Origin of the sequence: Streptomyces sp. NPDC048603 (assembly GCF_043199475.1) — a bacterium.
In the GTDB taxonomy this organism is placed as follows: domain Bacteria; phylum Actinomycetota; class Actinomycetes; order Streptomycetales; family Streptomycetaceae; genus Streptomyces.
On record NZ_JBICVY010000006.1, the window covers coordinates 295968 to 319879 of the forward strand.

Annotated in this window: 18 protein-coding genes; 9 read left to right on the plus strand and 9 right to left on the minus strand. The window is 70.3% G+C overall.

Annotated elements, in window-relative coordinates; translation table 11 throughout:
* Positions 1-374 precede the first annotated feature (374 nt).
* Together ACGFQ9_RS16875 and ACGFQ9_RS16880 are read left to right on the plus strand one after the other, a co-directional pair.
* Positions 375-7625, plus strand: coding sequence for an RHS repeat-associated core domain-containing protein (locus tag ACGFQ9_RS16875; protein ID WP_393574559.1), 7251 nt, complete (start codon positions 375-377; stop codon positions 7623-7625).
* A 9-nt stretch (positions 7626-7634) separates the two neighbouring features.
* Entirely contained in the window at positions 7635-8180 is a 546-nt protein-coding gene (locus ACGFQ9_RS16880) for a hypothetical protein (RefSeq protein WP_393574560.1), read from the plus strand.
* A gap of 173 nt (positions 8181-8353) precedes the next feature.
* On the opposite strand, the gene ACGFQ9_RS16885 is transcribed toward ACGFQ9_RS16880, so the two are convergent.
* Positions 8354-9304 (minus strand): DeoR/GlpR family DNA-binding transcription regulator, encoded by a 951-nt coding sequence (locus ACGFQ9_RS16885; RefSeq protein ID WP_393574561.1) that lies wholly within the window; start codon positions 9302-9304, stop codon positions 8354-8356.
* Positions 9305-9479: 175 nt separating this feature from the next.
* On the minus strand, positions 9480-10919 hold the full coding sequence (locus tag ACGFQ9_RS16890; protein ID WP_393574562.1) for an NAD(P)H-quinone dehydrogenase: 1440 nt from the start codon (positions 10917-10919) through the stop codon (positions 9480-9482).
* Positions 10920-11247: 328 nt separating this feature from the next.
* Between ACGFQ9_RS16890 and ACGFQ9_RS16895 the strand changes: the two genes are divergently transcribed.
* The 4 genes from ACGFQ9_RS16895 (at position 11248) to ACGFQ9_RS16910 (ending at position 15002) form a co-directional block, all read left to right on the plus strand.
* On the plus strand, positions 11248-11685 hold the full coding sequence (locus ACGFQ9_RS16895; protein WP_365104371.1) for a gamma-glutamylcyclotransferase: 438 nt from the start codon (positions 11248-11250) through the stop codon (positions 11683-11685).
* A 172-nt stretch (positions 11686-11857) separates the two neighbouring features.
* Entirely contained in the window at positions 11858-12664 is an 807-nt protein-coding gene (locus ACGFQ9_RS16900; RefSeq protein WP_393574563.1) for a purine-nucleoside phosphorylase, read from the plus strand.
* 84 nt (positions 12665-12748) lie between these two features.
* Positions 12749-14407, plus strand: coding sequence for a phospho-sugar mutase (locus tag ACGFQ9_RS16905; protein ID WP_393574564.1), 1659 nt, complete (start codon positions 12749-12751; stop codon positions 14405-14407).
* A 160-nt stretch (positions 14408-14567) separates the two neighbouring features.
* The gene (locus tag ACGFQ9_RS16910) at positions 14568-15002 is read left to right on the plus strand and encodes a CBS domain-containing protein (protein WP_393574565.1); all 435 of its coding nucleotides are present in this window, start codon (positions 14568-14570) and stop codon (positions 15000-15002) included.
* Between the two features lie 70 nt (positions 15003-15072).
* Here the strand turns inward: ACGFQ9_RS16910 and ACGFQ9_RS16915 are convergent, their stop codons facing one another.
* The 4 genes from ACGFQ9_RS16915 to afsQ1 form a co-directional block, all read right to left on the minus strand.
* Entirely contained in the window at positions 15073-15420 is a 348-nt protein-coding gene (locus tag ACGFQ9_RS16915) for an antibiotic biosynthesis monooxygenase family protein (RefSeq protein ID WP_393574566.1), read from the minus strand.
* Positions 15421-15570: 150 nt separating this feature from the next.
* The gene (locus ACGFQ9_RS16920; RefSeq protein WP_393574567.1) at positions 15571-16200 is read right to left on the minus strand and encodes a hypothetical protein; all 630 of its coding nucleotides are present in this window, start codon (positions 16198-16200) and stop codon (positions 15571-15573) included.
* Positions 16193-17701, minus strand: coding sequence for an ATP-binding protein (locus ACGFQ9_RS16925; protein ID WP_393574568.1), 1509 nt, complete (start codon positions 17699-17701; stop codon positions 16193-16195). Before ACGFQ9_RS16925 ends, ACGFQ9_RS16920 begins: the two co-directional genes overlap by 8 nt.
* Positions 17698-18375 (minus strand): two-component system response regulator AfsQ1, encoded by a 678-nt coding sequence (afsQ1, locus tag ACGFQ9_RS16930; protein ID WP_393574569.1) that lies wholly within the window; start codon positions 18373-18375, stop codon positions 17698-17700. The genes ACGFQ9_RS16925 and afsQ1 overlap by 4 nt, the downstream gene beginning before the upstream one ends.
* A gap of 171 nt (positions 18376-18546) precedes the next feature.
* On the opposite strand from afsQ1, the gene ACGFQ9_RS16935 reads away from it, so the two are divergent.
* Positions 18547-19287 carry a SigE family RNA polymerase sigma factor gene (locus ACGFQ9_RS16935; protein ID WP_393574570.1) on the plus strand — a complete coding sequence of 247 codons (741 nt, stop codon included), beginning with the start codon at positions 18547-18549 and terminating at the stop codon, positions 19285-19287.
* Between the two features lie 251 nt (positions 19288-19538).
* The gene (locus ACGFQ9_RS16940) at positions 19539-20396 is read left to right on the plus strand and encodes a hypothetical protein (RefSeq protein WP_393574571.1); all 858 of its coding nucleotides are present in this window, start codon (positions 19539-19541) and stop codon (positions 20394-20396) included.
* A 9-nt stretch (positions 20397-20405) separates the two neighbouring features.
* Here ACGFQ9_RS16940 and ACGFQ9_RS16945 read toward each other — a convergent pair whose 3' ends face one another.
* Positions 20406-21116: a uridine kinase gene (locus ACGFQ9_RS16945; protein WP_393574572.1), complete on the minus strand. Its 711-nt coding sequence runs from the start codon at positions 21114-21116 to the stop codon at positions 20406-20408.
* A gap of 23 nt (positions 21117-21139) precedes the next feature.
* Here ACGFQ9_RS16945 and ACGFQ9_RS16950 point away from each other — a divergent pair, with 23 nt between their 5' ends.
* The gene (locus ACGFQ9_RS16950) at positions 21140-21493 is read left to right on the plus strand and encodes a hypothetical protein (protein WP_393574573.1); all 354 of its coding nucleotides are present in this window, start codon (positions 21140-21142) and stop codon (positions 21491-21493) included.
* A 79-nt stretch (positions 21494-21572) separates the two neighbouring features.
* On the opposite strand, the gene ACGFQ9_RS16955 is transcribed toward ACGFQ9_RS16950, so the two are convergent.
* On the minus strand, positions 21573-22478 hold the full coding sequence (locus tag ACGFQ9_RS16955; protein ID WP_393574574.1) for an aldehyde dehydrogenase family protein: 906 nt from the start codon (positions 22476-22478) through the stop codon (positions 21573-21575).
* A complete protein-coding gene (locus ACGFQ9_RS16960; RefSeq protein ID WP_393574575.1) occupies positions 22471-23907 on the minus strand; it encodes an aldehyde dehydrogenase family protein in 1437 nt (478 codons plus the stop codon). Before ACGFQ9_RS16960 ends, ACGFQ9_RS16955 begins: the two co-directional genes overlap by 8 nt.
* Positions 23908-23912: the final 5 nt, after the last annotated feature.

Here is a 23912-nt window from a genome sequence, read left to right on the forward strand (position 1 = left end):
CTGCCCGCCCGGGAAGCGGCCGAAAGAGGTCGGCTGGGCCTCCGACGGAAAAGCGGTATTCAGCCATCCGTTTTCGGCTCGTCGTGTTCGATTGATTTGTAGCAGCCGACGGGCCGATTATTCGACCTGGATCCCGCACCCCGGAACAACTCGCCCTTAACACGAAGGAGCGGGGAATTCCAAATTCCGAATTCAACATTCCGCTCAAGATGGCCTCCACCTGCACAGATTCGGACTCACCCCCTCCGCATATCCCTCGACTGTGACACCCCGCCACTGTTAGGTTCTGCGCTTGATAAATCGCACGGAATCACAGCGATCCGAGCGTCATAATCGGGAGTGTTCGAATCTTGAAAAGATCCCAGGCGCATGCGATGCGTGCGCCTCTGAGGCGTGCGTGGCGGTGGCCTATACCGCTCATCGCCGCCAGCTTGCTGGCCACGGGTCTGACCGTGGTGGAGGCCTCTGCGGCCTCCAAGCCCAAGCTGCCCGGCAACCAGAAGCTGACGAAGGTCAGCGGCACCGACGTCAAGGGCAAGCCGGCTCCGGGGCCGGCCGAGTCGCAGAAGAAGGCGTGGAAGTCCGCGCCGAACGTGGCGTGGCCCGCGCCGGGCACGGCTGAAATCAGCCTGCCCGACGCGCCGGTCCCGGCCGCCACGGCGATGAAATCAGCCACCGGTTCCGCTTCCGGTTCCGCACCCGCGGCAGCCGACGCGGGGAAGCCCGGCAAGGCGGTGAAGGCGGGCAAGCTGCCCGTCTCCGTGTCCGCCCTCCCGGCGAAGAACCCGCCTTCGGCGGACCGCCGTTCGGCCGCAGCCGCGGGGGCTCCGGCCGCCGCCGCCCCGACCGGTGTCAAGGTCAAGGTCGATCTGCACGACCGGGCCGCCGCACACCGCGCGGGAGCCGGCAACGGCCTCCTGCTGACGGTCCAGCGCACCGACGCGGGCACCACGCCCGCCCCGGTCTCGGTGGAGCTGGACTACAACGCCTTCAAGAACGCCTACGGCGGCGGCTGGGGCTCCCGCCTCCGCTTCAAGGCGGTACCCGCCTGTTCCCTGACGACCCCGCAGCGCCCCGAGTGCCGTACGTCCCAGGACGTGGTGACCAAGAACGACCCGGTCACCGGCAAGCTCATCGCGACCTTCGAGGCCCCGGCCAACCGGGCCCCTGCCGCCAAGCTCGCCGGCAGCGCGTTCATGTCCGCCCCGGCCGCAGCCGCGGCCTCCAGCGGCGCGATGATGATCTCCGCCACGGCCGGTGCGGACGGCGCGAACGGCACGTACAAGGCGACGTCGCTCAGCGCTTCTGGTTCCTGGCAGGCCGGCGGTTCGGCGGGTGACTTCTCCTGGTCCTACCCGCTGGACATCCCGGCCTCCCTCGGCGGTCCGAGCCCGTCACTGTCGCTGGGCTACTCCAGCTCGACGATCGACGGCCGTACGAACGCCTCCCAGCAGCAGACCTCGTGGGTGGGTGACGGCTGGGACCTGGCCTCGAACTACATCGAGCGGTCGTTCACTCCGTGCAGCCAGGACAAGCGCAAGGATTCCGGGTACAACAACCCGAAGGACGACACGGGCGACCTGTGCCACGGCGCACCCATGGTCACCATGTCCCTCAACGGCGGCTCGACCCCGCTCGTCCTGGACGACGCCACCAAGAAGTGGCGCCCGGCCAAGGACGACGGCTCCCGCCTCGAACTCCTCTCCGGCGCCGACAACGGCGACAAGGAAGGCGAGCACTGGCGGTTCACCAACCCCCAGGGCATCCAGTTCCACTTCGGCCTCAACAAGCTGAAGAACTGGGCCTCGGGCAAGCCGGTGACCAACTCCACCTGGACGGTGCCGGTCTACGGCAACCACCCAGGCGAGCCGTGCTACAACGCCACCTTCGCCGACGCCGTCTGCGACCAGGCGTACCGGTGGAACCTGGACTACGTCGTGGACCCGCGCGGGAACGCGATGACGTACTGGTACCAGAAGGAGCAGAACTACTACGGCTCCAACTACAAGATCGCCGGCGGCTCCACCGCCCGCGAGTACACCCGCTCCGGCTGGCTCGACCACATCTCCTGGGGCCTGCGCGAGGACAACCTCTTCACCAGCGCCCCCGCCGAGGCCCGCTTCAAGGTCGAAGAGCGCTGCCTGAAGTCGGACACCTTCGACTGCGACCCGGCCAAGCTCAAGCCCGAGGTCGACTGGAACATCGCAAAGCAGTGGCCCGACACCCCCGGCGACCAGCTCTGCGCCAAGGGCGAGGAGTGCAAGGCCCGGTTCACCCCGACCTTCTTCTCCCGCAAGCGCCTGACCGAGGTCAACACCTTCGTCTGGAACGGCACCACCCACAAGCCGGTCGACACCTGGAAGCTCGTCCAGGACTTCCCGCAGACCGGTGACGGCTCGGACTACCCCCTGTGGCTGTCGGAGATCCGGCACGTGGGCAAGAACGGCACGACCGTATCGGGTACCGCCAACACCGCGATCGAACTCCCCGCGGTGAAGTTCCGCGGCAAGCAGCTCGACAACCGCGTCGACAGCAACGGCGACGGCAAGGTCCCCTTCAAGCGCTACCGCATCGAGGCGATCGACACCGAGACCGGCTCCACCATCGCGGTCAACTACGCGGAGCCCGAGTGCCGCGTCGCCGACCCGCGGGTCATGCCGGCCTCGCCGGAGACCAACACCCTCCGCTGCTACCCGGTCGTCTCCGAACTCCCGGACCCGACCGACCCCAACCGCGAGCGGAAGATCTACTCCACCGACTGGTTCCACAAGCACATCGTGGACTCCGTCCGTGAAGAGGACCGCAACGGCAACTCGCCGACCCGTGTCACCTCCTACCAGTTCCTCGGAAAGCCCGCCTGGGCCTTCGACGACGAGACGGAGATGATGCGCCCGAAGACGCGCACCTGGTCGCAGTGGCGCGGCTACGAGCGCGTCCGCACCTACATCGGTGCCGCGCCCGAAAAGCGCTCCATGACCGAAACCCTCTTCTTCCGAGGCCTGGACGGCGACCGCGCCGGCCCGGACGGCGGCAAGAAGTCGGTCAAGGTCAAGGACTCCGAGGGCGTCGAGATAGCCGACCACCGCCTCTACGCCGGCCAGACCCGCGAGGTCCTGGCCTACAACGGCGAAGGCGGCGCCCTGGAGGCGGCCACCACCTACACCCCGTGGATCCACGGCCCCACTGCCACCCGCCTCCGCAAGGGCGAGACCGCGGCCGAGGACATCGAACCCCTCCAGTCCTTCGTCCAGCAGACCACGCACGTCAACTCGCGCATCCTCCTCTCGGAGAACCGCGGCTGGCGGCGGACCGCGATGGAAACCAAGTACGACAACCGCGGCATCGCCGAATGGGTGTCAGACAAGGGCGACGTCGCCGACCCAAACGACGACAGCTGCACGCGCTACGAGTACGAGTCGGACGAGACCCGCTGGATCATCGCCCGCCAGAAGCGCATGGAGACCGTCTCCAAGGCGTGTGACGCGACGGTTCAGCGCCCGGACGACGTGACCAAGGACGTCCGCATGTCCTACGACACGGCGGGCAACCTGAAGTCGACCGAGTCGCTGAACGGCTACTCCGGCAGCACGCCGCAGTACCAGGTGGACGGCAGCGCCACGTTCGACGCCTACGGCCGTCCGAAGACCACCACCGACGTCTTCGGCAAGGTCACCAAGCTCGACTACACCCCTGCCTCGGGCCAGATCGTCACCAAGACGGTCTCGACCAACCACGCCGGACACACGCAGACCACCGAGACCGACCTGGGCCGCGGCTCCGTCCTGGCCAAGCAGGACACCAACGGCCGCCGCCAGGTCATGGAGTACGACGCTCTCGGGCGCCTGACCAAGGTGTGGTCTCCCTCGCGGAACCCCACCGCCAAGTCGCCGAACGGCATGTTCTCCTACGACGTCCGCACCGACGGTCCGGTCGTCATCACCAACAAGGCGCTGCTGGACGACGGTACGTACCGCACCAGCTACGACATCTACGACAGCAGCCTGCGCATCCGCCAGAACCAGATGGAGGCACTGGCCGGCGGCCGCATCATCAGCGACACCTTCTACAACAGCCTCGGCCAGGTCTGGAAGTCCAACGGCGCCTACTACACCGCAGGCACCGCCTCCGGCGTCCAGTTCGCACCCAAGGACAACGAGGTCCCGTCCTCCACGGTGACCCAGTACGACGGCACGGGCCGTTCGACGGCACAGATCTCGCGGAAGTTCGGAGAGGAGACCTCCCGGACCACCACAGCCTACGGCGGCGACAACCTCACCGTCGACCCGCCGACTGGTGAGTCGCCGACGCGGGCCTTCCTCGACGGCACCGGCCGCAAGACGGAACTCCGGGTGTTCCGCTCGGAGACCCCGACTGGCGCCTACGACAAGACGACCTACAGCTACAGCCGGCACGGCTCCCTGGAGTCGGTCGTCAACCAGGCCGGCGACAAGTGGGAGTTCGAGTACGACCTGCGCGGCCGCCAGACCAAGCAGAAGGACCCCGACAAGGGCACGTCCACGATGACGTACGGCCAGGGCGACCGGCTGACGGGTGTCACCGACGCCCGCGGCAAGACCGTCGCTCCTGAATACGACGGTCTCGGTCGAGTCATCGCGATGCACGAAGGCTCGGTGACGGGCCCGAAGCTGACGTCGACCACATTCGACACCCTGCCGGGCGCCATCGGCATGCCCGTGTCGTCCACCAGGTATGTGGACGGCAAGGCGTACACCCAGCAGGTCACGGGGTACGACACGGACTACCGGCCGACTGGCAGCAAGGTCATCATCCCCTCCTCTGAGGGCGCGCTCGGCGGTACCTACGAGTTCACGACTGGGTATCGGGAGAACACCGGACTGACGGAGTGGGTGGAACAGCCGGCTGTCGCCGGCCTGCCCATCGAGCTCATCACCACGAAGTACAACCACTTCGAGCTGCCCACCGTCATGGGCATCGAGGGCAAGACCTTCGTCGACAAGGTCGACTACTCGCCCATGGGCGACGTGCTCCGCACCCACTCCGGCCCCGCCGGATCCCAGGTCTACACGTCGAACTTCTACGACGAGCAGACCCGCCGGCTCACCCGCACGGTCAACGACACCGAGAAGGCACCGGGCCGGATCAACGACACGTCGTACGACTACGACGCCGTCGGCAACATCCTCAAGGTCACCGACAAGGAAGGCCCCACCGCAACCCCCGACGTCCAGTGCTTCGCCTACGACTACATGCGCCGCATGGACGAAGCCTGGACCGCCACCGACGACTGCGCCGCCAAGCCCAACGCCGCCGGCCCCGGCTCCAAGCCGCAAGTGGGCGGACCCAACCCGTACTGGAGCTCCTACAGCTTCGACGCGGCCGGCAACCGCACCAAGGAGGTGCAGCACTCCCCCACCGGTGACCTGACCAAGGACGTCACCCGCACCTACACCTACGGCACCCCCGGCCAGCCCGCAGCCAACGGCCTCAAGAAGGTCGACACCACCGGACCGGACGGAAGCCGGACCGAGTCCTACACGTACGACGCTGCAGGCAACACCAAGACCCGGACCATCCAGGGCGACACCCAGACCTGGGAGTGGGGCGCCGACAACCAGTTGGCGAAGGTCACCAGGGGCACGGATGAGACCGGCTTCGTCTACGACGCCGCAGGCAACCGCCTGATCAAGCGTGACAACACGGGCACCACCCTGTACCTGCCCGGGACCGAGGTGAAGCTGACCAAGGCCGGAAAGCTGGAGGGCACCCGCTACTACGCCCACCCGGCCGGCCCGACCATGGTCAAGACCGTCAAGGACGGCGTGACCACCACGTCGTACCTGATGGGCGACCGCAACGGCACGGCGACCACCTCCGTGGACGCCAAGACCTCCGCCGTCACCCGACGCAAGTTCACGCCCTTCGGTGAGGTCCGCGGTGCAGCACCGACCGCGTGGCCAGGCAAGAGGGGATTCGTCGGCGGCGAACTCGACGAGACCATCGGCACCGTCCACCTCGGCGCACGTGAATACGATCCGGCTACCGGACGATTCCTCTCCGTCGACCCGGTCATCGACCTCAACGAGCCCAAGCAGGTCAATCCCTACGTCTACGCGAACAACTCGCCGGTGACGTACAGCGACCCGAGCGGTTTGTCGATCGCACCGCCCGTGATGCCCATCAAGGACTTCACGGACGCCGAAGCCGCCTGGGCCCGCATGATCCAGGGCAAGAGCGCCCTGGACATCGCACTCGAAGTCGCCATGGGCATCCTCAAGGACGCCTCCGGCTACAACGACATCCGCGACTGCCTCGGCGGCGACTGGGGCGCCTGCGCAGGACTCGCACTCGACGCCGCACTCCCCTTCGCCGGACGCGCCAAGCGCATCCTCAAGGCACTCGACCGAGCCTGGGAAGCCTTCAACAGCTGGTCCCAGAAACTCGCTCTCGCCCGCGACATCCTCCGACGGGTCGAGCGCTACCAGCAGGCCATGGCCAAGTACGCCGAGGACCTGGCCGAGTGGAAACGCCAGATAGAGGAAGCCGCCGAACGAGCCAGAAAACTGGAGGAAGAAGCAGCAGCAGCCAGAAGAGCCGCACAGGAAGCAGCCGCAGCAGCGGCCAAACGCGCCGACGAGGCCAAGGCCACGGCTGCGCGGCAGGGCAAGGCGTCGACGCAGAAGGCCAAGAAGGCCGACGGCGACGGCAAGGCGTCCAAGTCCGCCGAGACGCAGAAGTCCGACGGAGCGAAGAAGGGGGCCACCAAGGACGACGACAGCGGCAGCACCGAAGCACCCGCGTGCAAAAACAGCTTCGTCCCGGGCACCGAGGTTCTCCTGGCCGACGGATCCGCCAAGCCGATCGAAGAGATCGAGATCGGTGACGAGGTAGCGGCCACCAATGCCGAGACCGGCATCACCGAGGCGCAACCGGTCGTCGGAGAGATCATCGGTGTGGGCCAGAAGGAACTGGTCGAGATCACGCTGGACACCGACGGTGCCGCAGGTGATGCTTCCGATTCCCTGACCGCTACGGGCAACCACCCCTTCTGGGCTCCGGCTCTCGGCAAGTGGGTGAACGCGACCGACCTGACGGCCGGTGAGTGGCTTCACACCTCGGCCGGTACCTGGGTGCAGGTCACAGCGGTCAAGCGGTGGACCCAGCAGCAGACGGTGCGCAACCTCACCGTCGCGAACGAGCACACGTACTACGTACTGGCCGGTTCCACCCCGGTTCTCGTCCACAACTGCGGGCCGCTCTACTCCGAGATCAAGGACGGACGACGGGGTAGCGCCTACGTGGAGGTCACCCGGGAGTCTCTGGCCGCCAAAACGGGCACGGGGACCAACAGCAGGAAGCCTCACGGGTTCCGAAAGGGTGACTCGCGGGGACACTTGATCGGGAAGCAGTTCGGTGGTTCCGGCACCGACATGCGGAACATCATCGCGCAGGGCAAGGATGTCAACAACGACGCCATCTCCAAGGCCGAGGACATGATTGCCGACTATGTACGGGATACTGGGGACACCGTCATCCTGAGCGTCACCCCCATCTACGGTGATGCGAAATACCGTGCGGTGGGTGTACGGATCGAGGCCGTGGGTGAATCCGGATGGTCCTATGACAAGACCTTCCCCAACTTCTAGGATCGCCGCATGAAAGCACTGGACGCGCTGATCCGGCTCTGCCCACCACCAGTGACGGGCAGGGGTCCGGCGTCGGACGGCAAGGGGATCGCACCCATTCCGCCCAGCCACGCTGCCATGCTGGACGTCTACGGGCCCGGCAGATTCAACGATTTCCTCTGGATCTACGGGAATTCAAACTCTGAGATCTGGCCGGACATCGAAGCGCGAACCAAGGCTTCTTCGGCCATCCTCGCAGGCAAGAAGATCCCGGGAATCCGGGCGGCATTGACCAAGTTCGGCATCAGTCCGGACGAGCTGATCGAATGGGGGGCGACCGACAATGCCGACTGCCTCTTCTGGGTTCCCACAGGTCAGGCGGACGCCTGGCCGACCCTGATAGTCGAGGCCGGACAGCTGGACTACACGGTGGTCGAGGCATCGTCACCGGATGTCGTCCTGAGGTTCCTCGAAGGGAGACTCGACTGTCCCTTCTTCCCGGCCGAATCCACGAGCCGGTTTCCGGAGTTCGAAAGCTGGTGGGACGAGGACCTCGAAAGCTGGTGGGACGACTGAGTGAAGCCTGTGCGTGAGGCTTCCGCCAGCAGCGCGAGAGCAGCTGACGGAGGATCCTCAGCGCAGCGGAGAAGGGTCCGGCCCCGCAGGAGTCCTGCGGGGGCGGGCTCCCACCGACAGATGCCCCCCGGGTCCACCCGGGTGGGGCATCTGCCGTACTGGCGGAAGACCAACTACCGCCGCCGCAGGTCCGCCACCCTCGCCGCCGCCTGTTCCCCCAGCGGGGCCGCGCTGCGGAGCTGGGCCGTCGGGCCGCCGCGGCGCTGGACCGGGAGCGGGGCCTCGCGGCGGGTCTGGCGGCGGCCCGGGAGGCCGTCGCCGCCGCCGGAGACCGACGCCGGGCCGGAGCCGGCGATGGTGACCTGGACGCCCTGGTCCGCGAGGGCCTGGAGCTCCGCCGCGGCGCGGTCGTCGTGGGGCGGGGGCTCGTCCGTGACCAGGCGGGTGATCACGTCCGTCGGCACCGTCTGGAACATGGTGTCGGTGCCGAGCTTGGTGTGGTCCGCGAGGACCACCACCTCCGCCGCCGCCTGCACCAGCGCGCGGTCCACGCTCGCGCTGAGCATGTTGGAGGTGGAGAGGCCGCGCTCCGCCGTCAGGCCGCTGCCCGAGAGGAAGGCGCGGGAGACGCGGAGGCCCTGGAGGGACTGTTCCGCACCGCTGCCGACCAAGGCGTAGTTCGAGCCGCGCAGGGTGCCGCCGGTCATGACGACCTCGACGCGGTTGGCGTGCGCCAACGCCTGGGCGACCAGGAGGGAGTTGGTCACCACCGTCAGGCCGGGCACCCGCGCGAGCCGGCGGGCCAGCTCCTGGGTGGTGGTGCCCGCGCCGACGACGACGGCCTCGCCTTCCTCGACGAGGCCCGCCGCGACATCGGCGATGGCGGTCTTCTCCGCCGTCGCGAGATGGGACTTTTGCGGGAAGCCGGATTCACGGGTGAACCCGCCCGGCAGCACCGCACCGCCGTGCCGGCGGTCGAGGAGTCCTTCTGCCTCCAGCGCCCGCACGTCCCGCCGTACGGTCACTTCGGAGGTCTGGACGACGCGGGCGAGCTCACGGAGCGACACGGCCCCGTTGGCGCGCACCATTTCGAGGATCAACTGGCGACGTTCTGCAGCGAACACGGAACAGACGGTAACGCGGACGACCGTCTGCTTTCAGCTCTTTGCGCCGGAATACCGAAGTTGTTCGCAGGGCGGGGTGACTAGTGGTATACGCGGCGCGAGGGTTCGGTGAACTCCTCGCGCCGCTCCGTTACCCGACCCCAACGGCCTTGCGGGCCGCCGCGGTTCGACGGGCTCACGCCTCGCCGGTCGCCTTGCGGGTGTGCAGCTGGCGGGCGACCTCGGCGATCGAACCCGAAAGCGAGGGGTACACCGTGAACGCGTTTGCGATCTGCTCGACCGTCAGGTTGTTGTCGACCGCGATCGAGATGGGGTGGATCAGTTCGCTGGCGCGCGGGGAGACGACCACGCCGCCGACCACGATGCCGGTGCCGGGGCGGCAGAAGAGCTTCACGAAGCCGTCCCGGATGCCCTGCATCTTCGCGCGCGGGTTGCGCAGCAGCGGCAGCTTCACCACGCGGGCTTCGATCTTCCCGGCGTCCACGTCGGCCTGGGTGTAGCCGACGGTGGCGATCTCCGGGTCGGTGAAGACGTTCGAGGACACCGTCTTGAGGTTCAGCGGGGTCACCGCGTCGCCGAGGAAGTGGTACATGGCGATACGGCCCTGCATGGCCGCCACGGAGGCCAGCGCGAACACGCCGGTCACGTCGCCGGCCGCGTACACGCCGGGCGAGGAGGTGCGGGAGACCTTGTCGGTCCAGATGTGGCCGGACTCCTTCAGCCGGACCCCGGACTCCTCCAGGTTCATGTCCCTGGTGTTGGGGATCGCGCCGACCGCCATCAGGCAGTGGGTGCCCGAGATGACCCGGCCGTCGGAGAGGGTGACCTCCACCCGGTCGCCCACCCGCTTGGCGGACTCGGCGCGGGACCGGCCGATGACGTTCATTCCGCGGCGGCGGAAGACGTCCTCCAGCACGGCGGCGGCGTCGGGGTCCTCGCCGGGCAGCACGCGGTCGCGGGAGGAGACCAGGGTGACCCGCGAGCCGAGGGCCTGGTAGGCGCCGGCGAACTCGGCGCCGGTGACGCCGGAGCCGACCACGATGAGCTCCTCGGGGAGCTCCTCCAGGTCGTAGACCTGGGTCCAGTTCAGGATGCGCTCGCCGTCGGGCTTGGCGTCGGGGATCTCGCGCGGGGTGCCGCCGGTGGCGATGAGCACGGCGTCCGCGGTCAGGATCGTCTCGGTGCCGTCGGCGGCCGTCACGATCACGTCGCGGGTGCCGTCGATGCCCTGCGGGCCGCCCAGCTTGCCGCGGCCGCGCATGACCTTGGCGCCGGCCCGGGTGACGGAGGCGGTGATGTCGTGCGACTGGGCGAGCGCCAGGCGCTTCACCCGCCGGTTGACCTTGCCGAGGTCCACGCCGACGACGCGGGCGGCCTGCTCGATGTGCGGGGTGTCGTCGGCGACGATGATCCCCAGCTCCTCGTAGGAGGAGTCGAAGGTGGTCATCACCTCGGCGGTCGCGATGAGGGTCTTCGAGGGGACGCAGTCGGTGAGCACCGACGCCCCGCCCAGACCGTCGCAGTCGACGACGGTCACCTCCGCGCCGAGCTGGGCGCCCACGAGCGCCGCCTCATAGCCGCCGGGTCCGCCGCCGATGATCACGATCCGGGTCACGAAAAGTCCGCCTCACGTCTGCCCGGCCGGCAGCCGCTCCGGCCGGTGTGTCCGGGGGGTGTCCCCGGGGGATGCATTCCGTGCCCCATTGTCCCGCACGCCTCAAGGTGCTTCCGCCCGGGGCGCCGGCCCCCACGCCGCGCCATGTGGGCAGGCGTGCCGCGGGGCGGCACGGGTGGGCACACGGCACCCGGCCCCGCGTGGCTCGCGCAGCTCCCCGCGCCCCCCGGAACCGGACCAGGACCGGCCCCGGACCGACCCCGGCCGAACCCCCGGGTAGGGCACCGGGGAGCGCGGTCGGAGCCGGTGCTCCCGTACCCTCAACCTCATGTCGCTCTACGCCGCGTACGCCGGCAACCTCGACCCGCGGCTGATGACGCGCCGCGCCCCGCATTCGCCGCTGCGCGGCACGGGCTGGATCAACGGATGGCGGCTCACCTTCGGCGGCGAGCAGATGGGCTGGGAGGGCGCGCTCGCCACGATCGTGGAGGCACCGCGCCAGCAGGTGTTCGTCGCGCTCTACGACATCGCCCCCCTGGACGAGGACTCGATGGACCGCTGGGAGGGCGTCGGGCTCGACATCTACCGGCGCATGCGGGTGCGGGTGCACACCCTGGACGGCGAGGAAGCGGCCTGGGTCTACGTCCTGAACGGGTACGAGGGCGGTCTCCCCTCGGCCCGCTACCTGGGCGAGATCGCCGACGCCGCGGAGATGGCCGGCGCCCCCCACGACTATGTGATGGAACTCCGCAAGCGCCCCTGCTGACCGTTCGCCGGGCCGCCGCGCACCCCCGCCCCACGCCCCACGCCCCACGCCCCCGACCAGGGGTGTCAAAGGGCCTGCGGTCGCAAATCGTCGGAAACGACAAGGCAACGATCGGAACACCGTGAGCTATGCCATCTACGCGCGTAGGCCCGGAGCGGCTACGCTCATCCGCGTGAACGCATCTGTTACCGACCCCCACGCCGCCGCCTCCGCCGCCGCCGCTCGTCTGCGCGAGCTGACCGGCGCCGAGACCCACGATGTCGCCCTCGTCATGGGCTCCGGCTGGGCGCCCGCCGCCGAGGCGCTCGGTGCCCCCGAGGCCGAGTTCCTCGTCACCGAGCTGCCCGGATTCCCCCCGGCCGCCGTCGAGGGCCACGGCGGCAAGGTCCGCTCGTACAAGATCGGCGACAAGCGCGCCCTGGTCTTCCTCGGCCGCACGCACTACTACGAGGGCCGCGGCGTCGCCGCCGTCGCCCACGGTGTCCGCACCGCCGTGGCCGCCGGCTGCAAGACCGTCGTCCTGACCAACGGCTGCGGCGGTCTCCGCGAGGGCATGCGCCCGGGCCAGCCGGTCCTGATCAGCGACCACATCAACCTCACCGCGACCTCGCCGATCATCGGCGCGAACTTCGTGGACCTCACCGACCTGTACTCGCCGCGTCTGCGCGCGCTGTGCAAGGAGATCGACGCCTCCCTCGAAGAGGGCGTCTACGTGCAGTTCCCCGGCCCGCACTACGAGACCCCGGCCGAGATCAACATGATCCGCGTCATGGGTGCCGACCTGGTCGGCATGTCCACCGTGCTGGAGGCCATCGCCGCCCGCGAGGCGGGCGCCGAGGTCCTGGGCATCTCCCTGGTCACCAACCTGGCGGCCGGCCTGTCCGGCGAGCCGCTCAACCACGAAGAGGTCCTCCAGGCCGGCCGCGACTCGGCCGCCCGCATGGGCGAGCTGCTCACCCAGGTCCTGGCCCGGATCTGATACGTAGCGGTACGTGACGTACGCGACCGCCGCGCTTACGCGGCGACGCGGGACCCACAAGTCGAGAGTGAGGCACAAAGAGTGGTGCAGGACGCGCAGGACGACCTGATCGCACGGGCCCGGGCCTGGCAGGCCGAGGACCCCGACCCCGAGACCGCGGAGGAGCTCGGCCGGCTCATCGAGGCGGGCGACCTCGACGGGCTCGCGGACCGGTTCTCCGGCACCCTGCAGTTCGGCACCGCCGGACTGCGCGGCGAGATCGGGGCGGGTCCGATGCGGATGAACCGCTCCGTGGTCATCCGGGCCGCGGCGGGCCTCGCCGCGTACCTCAAGGACCGCGGGCACGAGGGCGGCCTGGTCGTCATCGGCTACGACGCGCGCTACAAGTCGGCCGACTTCGCCCGCGACACCGCGGCCGTGATGACCGGTGCCGGGCTGCGCGCCGCCGTCCTGCCCCGGCCGCTGCCGACGCCCGTCCTCGCCTACTCGATAAGGCACCTGGGTGCCGTCGCCGGCGTCGAGGTGACCGCGAGCCACAACCCGCCCCGGGACAACGGCTACAAGGTCTACATGGGCGACGGCTCGCAGATCGTCTCCCCGGTCGACGCCGAGATCGCGGACCGGATCGCGGCGGTCGGCGCGCTGGACACCGTCCCGCGTCCCGCCGACGGCTGGCTGCAGCTCGACGAGGAGGTCCTGGAGGCCTACCTGGCGCGCACGGACCTGGTCCTGAGCCCCGGGTCCCCCCGGACCGTGCGGACCGTCTACACGGCCATGCACGGCGTCGGCAAGGACGTCCTGACGGCCGCCTTCGCCCGGGCCGGCTTCCCGGCGCCCGCGCTCGTCGCCGAGCAGGCCGAGCCGGACCCCGCGTTCCCCACCGTGTCCTTCCCCAACCCGGAGGAGCCGGGCGCGATGGACCTCGCCTTCGAGGCGGCGCGCGCGGTGGTCCCGGACATCGTGATCGCCAACGACCCGGACGCGGACCGGTGCGCGGTGGCCGTGCCCGACGATTCCGCCGAGGGCGGCTGGCGGATGCTGCGCGGCGACGAGGTCGGCGCGCTGCTGGCCGCGCACCTGGTGCACAAGGGGGCGCAGGGCACGTTCGCCGAGTCGATCGTCTCCTCCTCCCTGCTGGGGCGGATCGCCGAGGCGGCCGGGCTGCCGTACGAGGAGACGCTGACCGGCTTCAAGTGGATCTCCCGCGTGGAGGGCCTGCGCTTCGGGTACGAGGAGGCGCTCGGCTACTGCGTGGACCCCGAGGGCGTCCGCGACAAGGACGGCATCACCGCCGCGCTGCTGGTGGCGGAGCTGGCCTCGGAGCTCAAGGAGCAGGGCCGGACCCTGACCGACCTGCTGGACGACCTGGCCATGGCACACGGCCTGCACGCCACCGACCAGCTGTCGGTGCGGGTGTCGGACCTGTCGGTGATCGCGGACGCGATGCGCACGCTGCGCGCGCAGCCGCCGTCTGAGCTGGCGGGCCTGCGGGTGACCTCGGCGGAGGACCTCACGCAGGGCACGGACAAGCTGCCGCCGACCGACGGCCTGCGGTACTACCTGGAGGGCGACTACAAGGCGCGCGTCATCGTCCGCCCCTCCGGCACCGAGCCGAAGCTGAAGTGCTACCTGGAGGTCGTGGTCCCGGTGGCGGACGCCTCCGACCTGGCCTCGGCGCGGTCCCGTGCCGCGGACGTGCTGGCGGCGATCAAGAAGGACCTCGCCGCGGCGGCAGGCATCTGATCCCGGTCCCGAAGGCCCCCGGACCCTCCCCAGGGTCCGGGGGCCTTCGCGTGCGCCGGGGCGGTCGTTCCCGCCGCCCTCCCGACGCGCCGGGTTCCGCCATCCGTGCTGTGCTCGTAGGGGGACGTGGAAGCACGAGGCAGGAAACGGAGGACGAGTGATGGCCAAGAACCTCAAGGCCAGGGACATCATGACGGCCGGCGTGCAGTGCGTCGGCGAGCACCAGAGCCTGCTCGACGCCTCGCGGATGATGCGCGACCTGAACGTCGGCGCTCTGCCCATCTGCGGCGACGACCAGCGCCTCCAGGGCCTCATCACCGACCGGGACATCGTGGTCAGGTGCTGTGCCGAGGGCAAGGACCCGGCGACGATGAAGGCGGGCGACCTCGGCGGCAACCTGCACTGGATCGACGCGGACGGCAGCGCCATGGAAGCGGTCGACTCCATGGAGATGCACCAGATCAAGCGCCTGCCGGTGATCGACGTCAAGAACGGCCACAAGCTGATCGGCATGATCACCGAGGCCAACCTGGCGAAGAACCTCTCCGACGAGCAGATCGCCGAGTTCGCGGTCCGCGTCTACGCGGCGAACTGACGGCGGGGTACCGGACGCCCGGTGGCGGACCTGAGCGGCCCCGCCACCGGGCCCGTCACGCCCGGGCCCGTCACGCCCGGGCCCGCGGCCCGACCTCCCGGACCACCGCGTACGTCGGCACGCCTGCCCCGGCGAACTCCGCGGTACCGGACAGCCCGGTCACCGCGGCCTCGATGGCCGCCAGCCGGCCCTCGGTGTCCGAGGTGTCGACGAAGTTCCGGTAGTCCGCCTCGCTCTCCCAGGTCACCACGTTGTGGACCCGGGTCCCGTCGGTGCTCACGTGGAACCGGGCCGATACGTAGCCCGGGTACCAGGCCACCCACCGCTCCAGCAGCGGAACGAACGCGTCCACCAGCTCGCGCTGGGTGTCCGGGCCGTCGACGGTGTACTCGATGATCGAGGCGAAATCGGTGCTCACGGGATGCTCCTGCGGGGACGCCGGTATGCGGGACCAGGGACGGTACGCAGCCATCCTCGAACCTCAATCGAGGTTGAGGTCAACCCGTCAACCCGTCAGCCCTCCGGCCCTCCGGCCCACCGGCCCACCGGCCGTCGGCCCTCCGGCCCGTCACCCCCGGACGATCTCCCCCAGCGTCGCCACCGACTCCGGCCGGGCGCGCATCGCGTCCGTGCACTCCCACTTGCGCGGCGGATCGGTGTCCGGGCCGCCCAGGATCACCGGGCCGGGGCCCGCCGACACGGCCTCGCTGCCCGCCAGCGTGCACACGACCTGGGCCAGCGCCACCGGCTGCAGGTCCTCCGGCTTGCGGCTCAGCCGCAGCGTGCCCGCCGGGTCGCCGGCCCGCGAGGGGACCGCCGACAGGTCGCGCGGCACCACGCTGGTGAAGCCCGAGTCCCGCTCCTCCGCCGACGGCTCCCGCTCCAGCGACTCCAGCAGCCCCTGCGCGACCAGCACCAGCGGGTCCTTGGAGGGACGCTTCTCCGGAGCCGGCACCACCCGCTCCACGCCCACCAGCTGCGATCCGCAGACCAGTTCCACGGTGGCGCGGATGCCCTGCACGGACGTCTGACCGGACTGCGACGGGGTGTCACAGGACACCCGTGAGGGCGCCGCGCCCACGTCCACCGGGACCGTCGTCGCCCGGATCCCGCACCCGCTCAGCAGCAGCACCCCGGCAACGGCCGCCGACAGCGGCACGGAGAACAACACCCCCAGCCGCGCGGCTCTGCTACGCATCCTCATCCGTGCCCTCGCCACCGTCGCCACCGGCGATCACCTTTCCCACGTCCAGCGGCAGCCGCAGCGTGAACAGCGCGCCGCCCTCAGGAGAGTTGGCCGCCGTGATCTCACCGCCGTGGATGTGCGCGTTCTCCAGCGCGATGGAGAGTCCCAGTCCGCTGCCGTCCGAACGCGGCCGCGACGCGCTCGCCTTGTAGAAACGGTCGAAGACGTGCGGCAGCACCTCCGCCGGGATACCCGGACCGTTGTCCTTGACCTCGATGACCAGCCAGTCCCCGGAGACCCGGATGGACACCCGGACCGGCGAGCCACCGTGCTTGAGGGCGTTGCCGATCAGGTTGGCCAGGATCACGTCCAGCCGGCGCGGGTCCAGCCGCACCATGATGCCCCGGTCCGCGTCCAGTTCGACGGCGTCCAGCCAGGCCCGCGCGTCGATGCAGGCCGTCACCTGGTCGGCGACGTCCACGTCGTCGAGCACCAGCCGGGCGGTGCCCGCGTCGAACCGGGTGACCTCCATCAGGTTCTCGACCAGGTCGTTGAGCCGCCGGGTCTCGCTGACCACCAGGGCCACCGCGGGCGCGATCATCGGGTCGAGGTCCTCGACCTCCTCCTCCAGCACCTCGGTGACCGCCGTCAGCGCGGTCAGCGGGGTCCGCAGCTCGTGCGACATGTCCGCCACGAACCGCCGGCTGGACTCCTCGCGGGCGCTCATGTCGGCGACCTTCTTCTCCAGCGCCTCCGCCGTCTTGTTGAAGGTGCGGGACAGGTCGGCGAGTTCGTCCGTACCGGACACGTCGAGCCGGGTGTCCAGCTCGCCCTCGCCCAGCCGGCGCGCCGCGTCGCCGAGCCGCTGCACCGGCTTGAGCACCGTACGGGCCGCGGCCTGCGCCAGCAGCGCCGAGCCGAGCAGCGCGAGCGCCGTCGCGATGCACAGGGACCAGGCCAGCGCGTTCAGGTCGTCCCGCTCGGTGGCCAGCGACTTGTACATGTAACCGGTCGGGCCGCCGCCCGCGATGCGGGTGCCGCCCACCAGGTAGGGGTTGCCGCCGGGCTTCGTCCGCTGCCAGTACATGTGGTACTCGGACTCGTTGGCCGGCGTGACCTTCTTCCGGTCGTTGACCGCGAGCTGCAGCGACCTCGGTACGTCGTCCAGGGTGAAGGCGTCCGGCCCGGCCGAGCCGGTCACCTTCCGGTCGTCCTTGCGTTCGTCGACGAGCAGCACGCTGTAGCCGGGGGAACTGCCCGCCATCAGCTCGGCGGTGCGCTGGAGCTCCTGCGGGGTCGGCTCGGCGGGCAGCGCGGCCGCGCGGAGCTGCATCTCCTGCCGGAAGTCGCCGAGGGCGGCGTCCTGGGTGCGGGTGAGCACCGCTTCCCGGTTGAGCCAGTACGCGATTCCGGACGCGGACACCGCGGCGGTCAGCGCGACCAGCGCGAACACGATGAGGAGCCGCAGCCGCAGGCTGGTCCAGAGCCGGCCCGCGATCAGGGCACGGATCACTGCGGGCTGTCCAGCCGGTAGCCGACCCCGCGCACGGTCCGGATCAGTGTCGGTGAGGACGGCACGTCCTCCACCTTGGCGCGCAGCCGCTGCACACAGGCGTCGACCAGGCGGGAGTCGCCGAGGTAGTCGTGCTCCCAGACCAGCCGCAGCAGCTGCTGCCGGGACAGCGCCTGGCCGGGCCGCCGGCTGAGCTCCAGCAGCAGCCGCAGCTCGGTCGGCGTCAGCTGGAGGTCCTCGCCGTTCTTGGTGACCGTCATCGCGGCCCGGTCGATGACCAGCGAGCCGAACGTCGCCGAGTCGCTGGCCTCCCGCTCGCCGCGGCGCAGCACGGCCCGGATGCGGGCGTCCAGCACCCGGCCCTGGACCGGCTTGACCACGTAGTCGTCGGCTCCGGACTCCAGGCCGACGACCACGTCGATGTCGTCGCTGCGGGCGGTCAGCAGGATGATCGGAAGCTGGTCGGTGCGCCGGATCCGCCGGCACACCTCGAAGCCGTCGATCCCGGGCAGCATCACGTCCAGCACGATCAGGTCCGGACGCTGTTCACGCAGCAGTCGCAGGCCGTCCTCACCCGTCGCCGCGGTGGCCACACGGTGGCCCTGGCGGGACAGGGAGAGTTCGAGCGCCGTGCGGATGGCGTCGTCGTCCTCGATCAGCAACAGGAAAGGCACCCGCACATTCTGGCCCATGCCCCGTTCGGAGTTCGACCGTCGTGCACCGGCCGTGCACCCGAGATCCGCTGTGACAGCCCTGTGACAGTCGGCGGACAGCCCAGTCATGTCCGGCAGGCAGTCTTTTCGTGTCGGACGAAGACCACAGACTCCACGCCGGGGAGGCGCGAGATGAACACGCTGCACAGCACCACGACCAGCGCGGTCGTCACGCGGCTGCACGATGTCAACCGCCGGGCCTCGGTCCGTACGGTCTCCCGGCCCCGGCCGGTGCATCTCACAGCCATTGACGCCAACCGCTACCAGGCGGTTCCCGCCCAGCGCGCGGAATCTTCGGCGGTCTCTCCGGCGGCGGCGCCCGTCTCCGCCCCTTCTGCTCCCTCGGCCGCCTCGGAGGCCGAGTTCACCGCCTACGTGCAGGAGCGCCGGGCCGCGCTCTACGCGACGGCGTTCCACCTGACCGGCGACCGGTACGAGGCCGAGGACCTGCTGCAGAGCGCGCTGTTCTCGACGTACCGGGCCTGGGACCGGATCACCGACAAGGCGGCGGTCGGCGGCTACCTGCGCCGCACCATGACGAACCTGCACATCAGCGCCTGGCGCCGGCGCAAGCTGAACGAGTACCCGACGGAGGAGCTGCCGGAGACGGCGGGCGATTCGGACGCGATGCGCGGCACCGAACTCCGCGCGGTGCTCTGGCAGGCCCTCGCCCGGCTGCCCGAACCGCAGCGCACCATGCTGGTGCTGCGCTACTACGAGGGCCGTACGGACCCGGAGATCGCCGAGATCCTGGACATCAGCGTCGGCACGGTGAAGTCGAGCATCTGGCGCTCGCTGCGCCGGCTGCGCGAGGACGAGGCACTGAGCTTCGGCCGTGACGAGGCGGAGTCCTTCGAGGAGCTGGTCGCCTGACTGGCGGCACACGAAGACCACTGGCCAGGGGGGCCGTCCTGCGGGGGTGGGACGGCGGCCATGGGGGAAAGCGCGGGATCGGTCGGCCGGGGGTCCGACCGGTCCCGCGCACGCATGTTCGGGACCCGCTGTGGGCCGGGGCGGTCAATCTTCCATGCCGTTCGGGGGACGTGTACGACCCCCCGGTCCGGCTCCGGCCCGGCCCGGGCATCCGTTCTCCGGAATCTCTCGCGCAGAGTCAGGAGAACGGCATGTTCAACGGAGTTGCCCGGGCGGCCTGGCGCCGGCCGGTGGTGGCGGCGGCGGTGACGGTGACCGTGGGCGCGGTCGGCCTGGTCGGGACGGCGGTGCCGGAAGCGGCCGCCGCGACCGTGGTGGACTGCGACGCCGGGGACAACCTGCAGAACGCGATCAACGCCTCGTTCCCCGGGGACTCGCTGGTGCTCAGGGGAGTCTGCTCCGGCAACTTCGTCATCGACAAGAACCTGTCCGTGGTCGGCAGACAGGGCGCCGGCATCGAGGGCCTCAACGGGGACGCCCTGCTCGTCACCGGCGCCGTGACGGTGTCACTGACCAACCTGTTCATCACCCACTCCAGCGGCACCACCGGCACCGGCCTCCACAACTCCATCGGCACGGTGACGGTGACCCGCTCGACCATCTTCGAGAACGACGGCGCGAACATCGGCGGCGGAATCGCCAACGACAGCGGCACGCTGAACCTGATCCGCTCCACCGTCTCCGGGAACACCGGCGTCACCTTCGGCGGCGGCATCTTCAATTCCTCGGCGCTGAACGTGACCGCCTCCACCATCAGCGACAACGGCGCGGCATTCGGCGCCGGCATCCTCAACGTCGTCGGCGGCGTGATGACGCTGGACCGGGCCACGATCAGCGGGAACGTCTCGTCGAGCCAGGGCGGCGGCATCAACAACGACAACGGCGGCACGGCCACGCTGAACCGGAGCACGGTCACCGGAAACACCGCCGTCGAAGGCGGCGGGATCTTCAACCGGGGCGCGCTCACGCTCAACCGCTCCACCGTCACCGGCAACAGCGGCGGCGACTGCGTCCAGGAGAGCCCCGGCACGGGCTGCCCGGCCCCCTGACGCGCGGGCTTACGCGGCGGCGGTGCCGGCGTTCGCCGGGCGGTGGCGGCCGGCGGCCGCCGCCGCGAGGCGGCCCAGTGCCTCGTCGCGGCCGCACGGGTGCGCGCCCAGCACGACGTGGCGGGCCACGATGCCCCGCTCGGCGCGCATCAGCCGCCAGCCGCGGCGCAGCAGGAACAGCACGGACTTGCGGCCCTCCCGCAGGTCGCGGGCCAGGCGGCGGCGGAACGTGGTGGACGGGCGGCCGCGCAGGCAGATCGCGTCGGCGAGCAGGCCGAGGTCCTGGCAGCGGGCCGCGATGTCGGCGGCGAAGATGCCCTCGGCGATGAACAGCGGGGTGCGGGCGATGTCCAGGGTCTCCGCGCCGGTCCGGGAGCTGGTGGCGATGTCGTACACCGGCACCTCGGTCCGTCCGGCCGCGCACAGCTCGGCGACGGCGGCCACGGCGGCGTCCGCGTCCCAGGAGAGCGGGGAGTCCCAGTCGATGTCGGAGCTGCCCTCGACCAGCGGCAGGGTGGGGTCGTCGGCTTCCTTGTAGAAGTCGTCGAGCCGGAGCACCGGCAGCCCGGACCGGGCGGCCAGCGAGGACTTGCCGGATCCCGAAGGACCCGTCAGCAGGACCACGCGCGTGGGAAGGGGAGATGAACAGCTCACGGGATACCAGTGTGCGGCATTCCCTCCGGTGGGGGACCCCCGTTGACACCCGTTGGTATTCAGCATCACACCTCGACTACGGTGAGTGCATGGGACGTCACGCAGCATCCGCACCCCGCACCGCTCTCCGCACCGCCGGCCTCTCCGTTTCCGTGGCGGGCGCGGCCCTCGCGATGGCCGCAGGCCCGGCGCAGGCGAGCGAGGTGTCCGTACCGCACGCACTCGCCGGAGTGGGTGAGGTCACCAACCTGAAGGTGAACCCGCTCGCCCACACCGGGGTGGACCCGCTGGACAACGGGGTCGGCACCAAGGTCGCCGACTTCCCGGCGGTCGGCACCGGCATGGTGACCGGCACCCTCACCCAGGGCCCGTCGGTGCGCGAGCTGCCGACGGCGGCCGTCGCCTCCCTGCTGAGCCCGCTCAACGGCGGCGGCAGGGCGTAAGACACCCCCTGGAGCACGCGAAGGCCCCGGCAGCACGGGGGAACGCTGCCGGGGCCGGTCTTCGCGGGCCGTCGCAGGACTAGTACGACGAGCCGGACGCGCCCAGCGAGCCCGTGGGGTGCCAGACGGTCTTGGTCTCCAGGAAGGCCGTCATCCGGGCCGTGCCCGGGTCGGCCGACCAGTCGTCCACAGGCTGTGGACGCAGGACGCGCTTGAGGTTGTCGGCCGCCGCGACCTCCAGCTCGCGGGCGAGGGCCTCGTCGGCACCCGCAAGGTCGATGGCGTTGACGTCCATGTGCGCCGCCAGGTGCGGGCCCATCTCGCCGGCCTTGCCGGACAGGATGTTGACCACGCCGCCGGGCAGGTCGGAGGTGGCGAGCACCTCGCCCAGGGAGAGGGCCGGGAGCGGCGCCTTCTCCGAGGCGATGACGACCGCCGTGTTGCCGGTCGCGATGACCGGCGCGATCACCGAGACCAGGCCCAGGAAGGACGAGTCCTGCGGGGCCACCACGGTGACGACGCCGGTCGGCTCCGGGGTGGAGAGGTTGAAGAACGGGCCCGCGACCGGGTTGGCCCCGCCGACGACCTGGCCGATCTTGTCGGTCCAGCCCGCGTACCAGACCCAGCGGTCGATGGCCGCGTCGACCACGGCCGCCGCCTTGGACTTGGACAGGCCCTCGGCCTCGCCGACCTCGCGGACGAACTGGTCGCGGCGGCCCTCCAGCATCTCGGCGATGCGGTAGAGGATCTGGCCGCGGTTGTAGGCGGTCGCGCCGGACCAGCCGCCGAAGGCCTTGCGGGCGGCGACGACCGCGTCACGCGCGTCCTTGCGGGACGACAGGGGGGCGTTGGCCAGCCACTTGCCCTTCGGGTCGGTCACCTCGTACACCCGGCCGCTCTCGGAGCGGGGGAACTTGCCCCCGACGTACAGCTTGTAGGTCTTGAAGACGGTCAGGCGCGCAGGCGCCGCCGAAGAATCAGACATCGAGGTAGGCCTCCAGACCGTGGCGGCCGCCCTCGCGGCCGAAGCCCGACTCCTTGTAGCCGCCGAAGGGCGAGGTCGGGTCGAACTTGTTGAACGTGTTGGCCCAGACGACGCCGGCGCGGAGCTTGTTCGCCACCGCGAGGATGCGGGAGCCCTTCTCCGTCCAGATGCCCGCGGAGAGGCCGTACTGGCTGTTGTTGGCCTTGGCGACGGCCTCGTCGGGCGTACGGAAGGTCAGCACGGACAGCACCGGGCCGAAGATCTCGTCGCGGGCGACGGTGTGCGCCTGGGTGACGTTCGTGAAGAGCGTCGGGGCGAACCAGTAGCCGGCGGACGGCAGCTCGCACGCCGGGGACCAGCGCTCGGCGCCCTCGGCCTCGCCGGTCTCGGCCAGCGCGGTGATCCGGGCCAGCTGCTCCGCGGAGTTGATCGCGCCGATGTCGGTGTTCTTGTCCAGCGGGTCGCCCAGGCGCAGGGTGCTCAGGCGGCGCTTGAGGGAGTCCAGCAGCTCGTCGTGGATCGACTCCTGGACCAGCAGGCGGGAGCCCGCGCAGCAGACCTGGCCCTGGTTGAAGAAGATGCCGCCCACGATGCCCTCGACGGCCTGGTCGATCGGCGCGTCGTCGAACACGATGTTGGCGCCCTTGCCGCCCAGCTCCAGGGTGACCTTCTTGTCGGTCCCGGCGACCTGGCGGGCGATGGCCTTGCCGACCGCGGTGGAGCCGGTGAAGGCGACCTTGTTGACGTCCGGGTGGGCGACCAGCTCGGCGCCCGCGTCCCCGTAGCCGGGGATGATGTTGACGACGCCCTTGGGCAGGCCCGCCTGACGGCAGATGTCCGCGAAGAACAGCGCGGAGAGCGGGGTGGTCTCGGCCGGCTTCAGCACGACCGTGTTGCCGGTGGCCAGCGCCGGGGCGATCTTCCACGCCAGCATGAGCAGCGGGAAGTTCCACGGGATGACCTGGCCGGCGACGCCCAGCGCCTTCGGGTTCGGCCCGTAGCCGGCGTGGCCGAGCTTGTCGGCCCAGCCCGCGTAGTAGAAGAAGTGCGCGGCGACCAGCGGGAGGTCCGCGTCGCGGGTCTCCTTGATCGGCTTGCCGTTGTCCAGGGTCTCCAGGACGGCCAGCTCGCGGCTGCGCTCCTGGATGATCCGGGCGATGCGGAAGAGGTACTTGGCGCGCTCGGAGCCGGGCAGCGCGGACCACTTCTCGAAGGCCTTGCGGGCGGCCTTCACGGCGCGGTCGACGTCGGCGGCGCCGGCCTGGGCGACCTCGGCCAGCACCTCCTCGCTGCTCGGGCTGATGGTCTTGAAGACCTTGCCGTCGGCGGCGTCGGTGAACTCACCGTCGATGAAGAGGCCGTACGAGGGCGCGATGTCGACGACGGACCGCGACTCGGGGGCCGGTGCGTACTCGAAGAGGGAAGCCATGATGA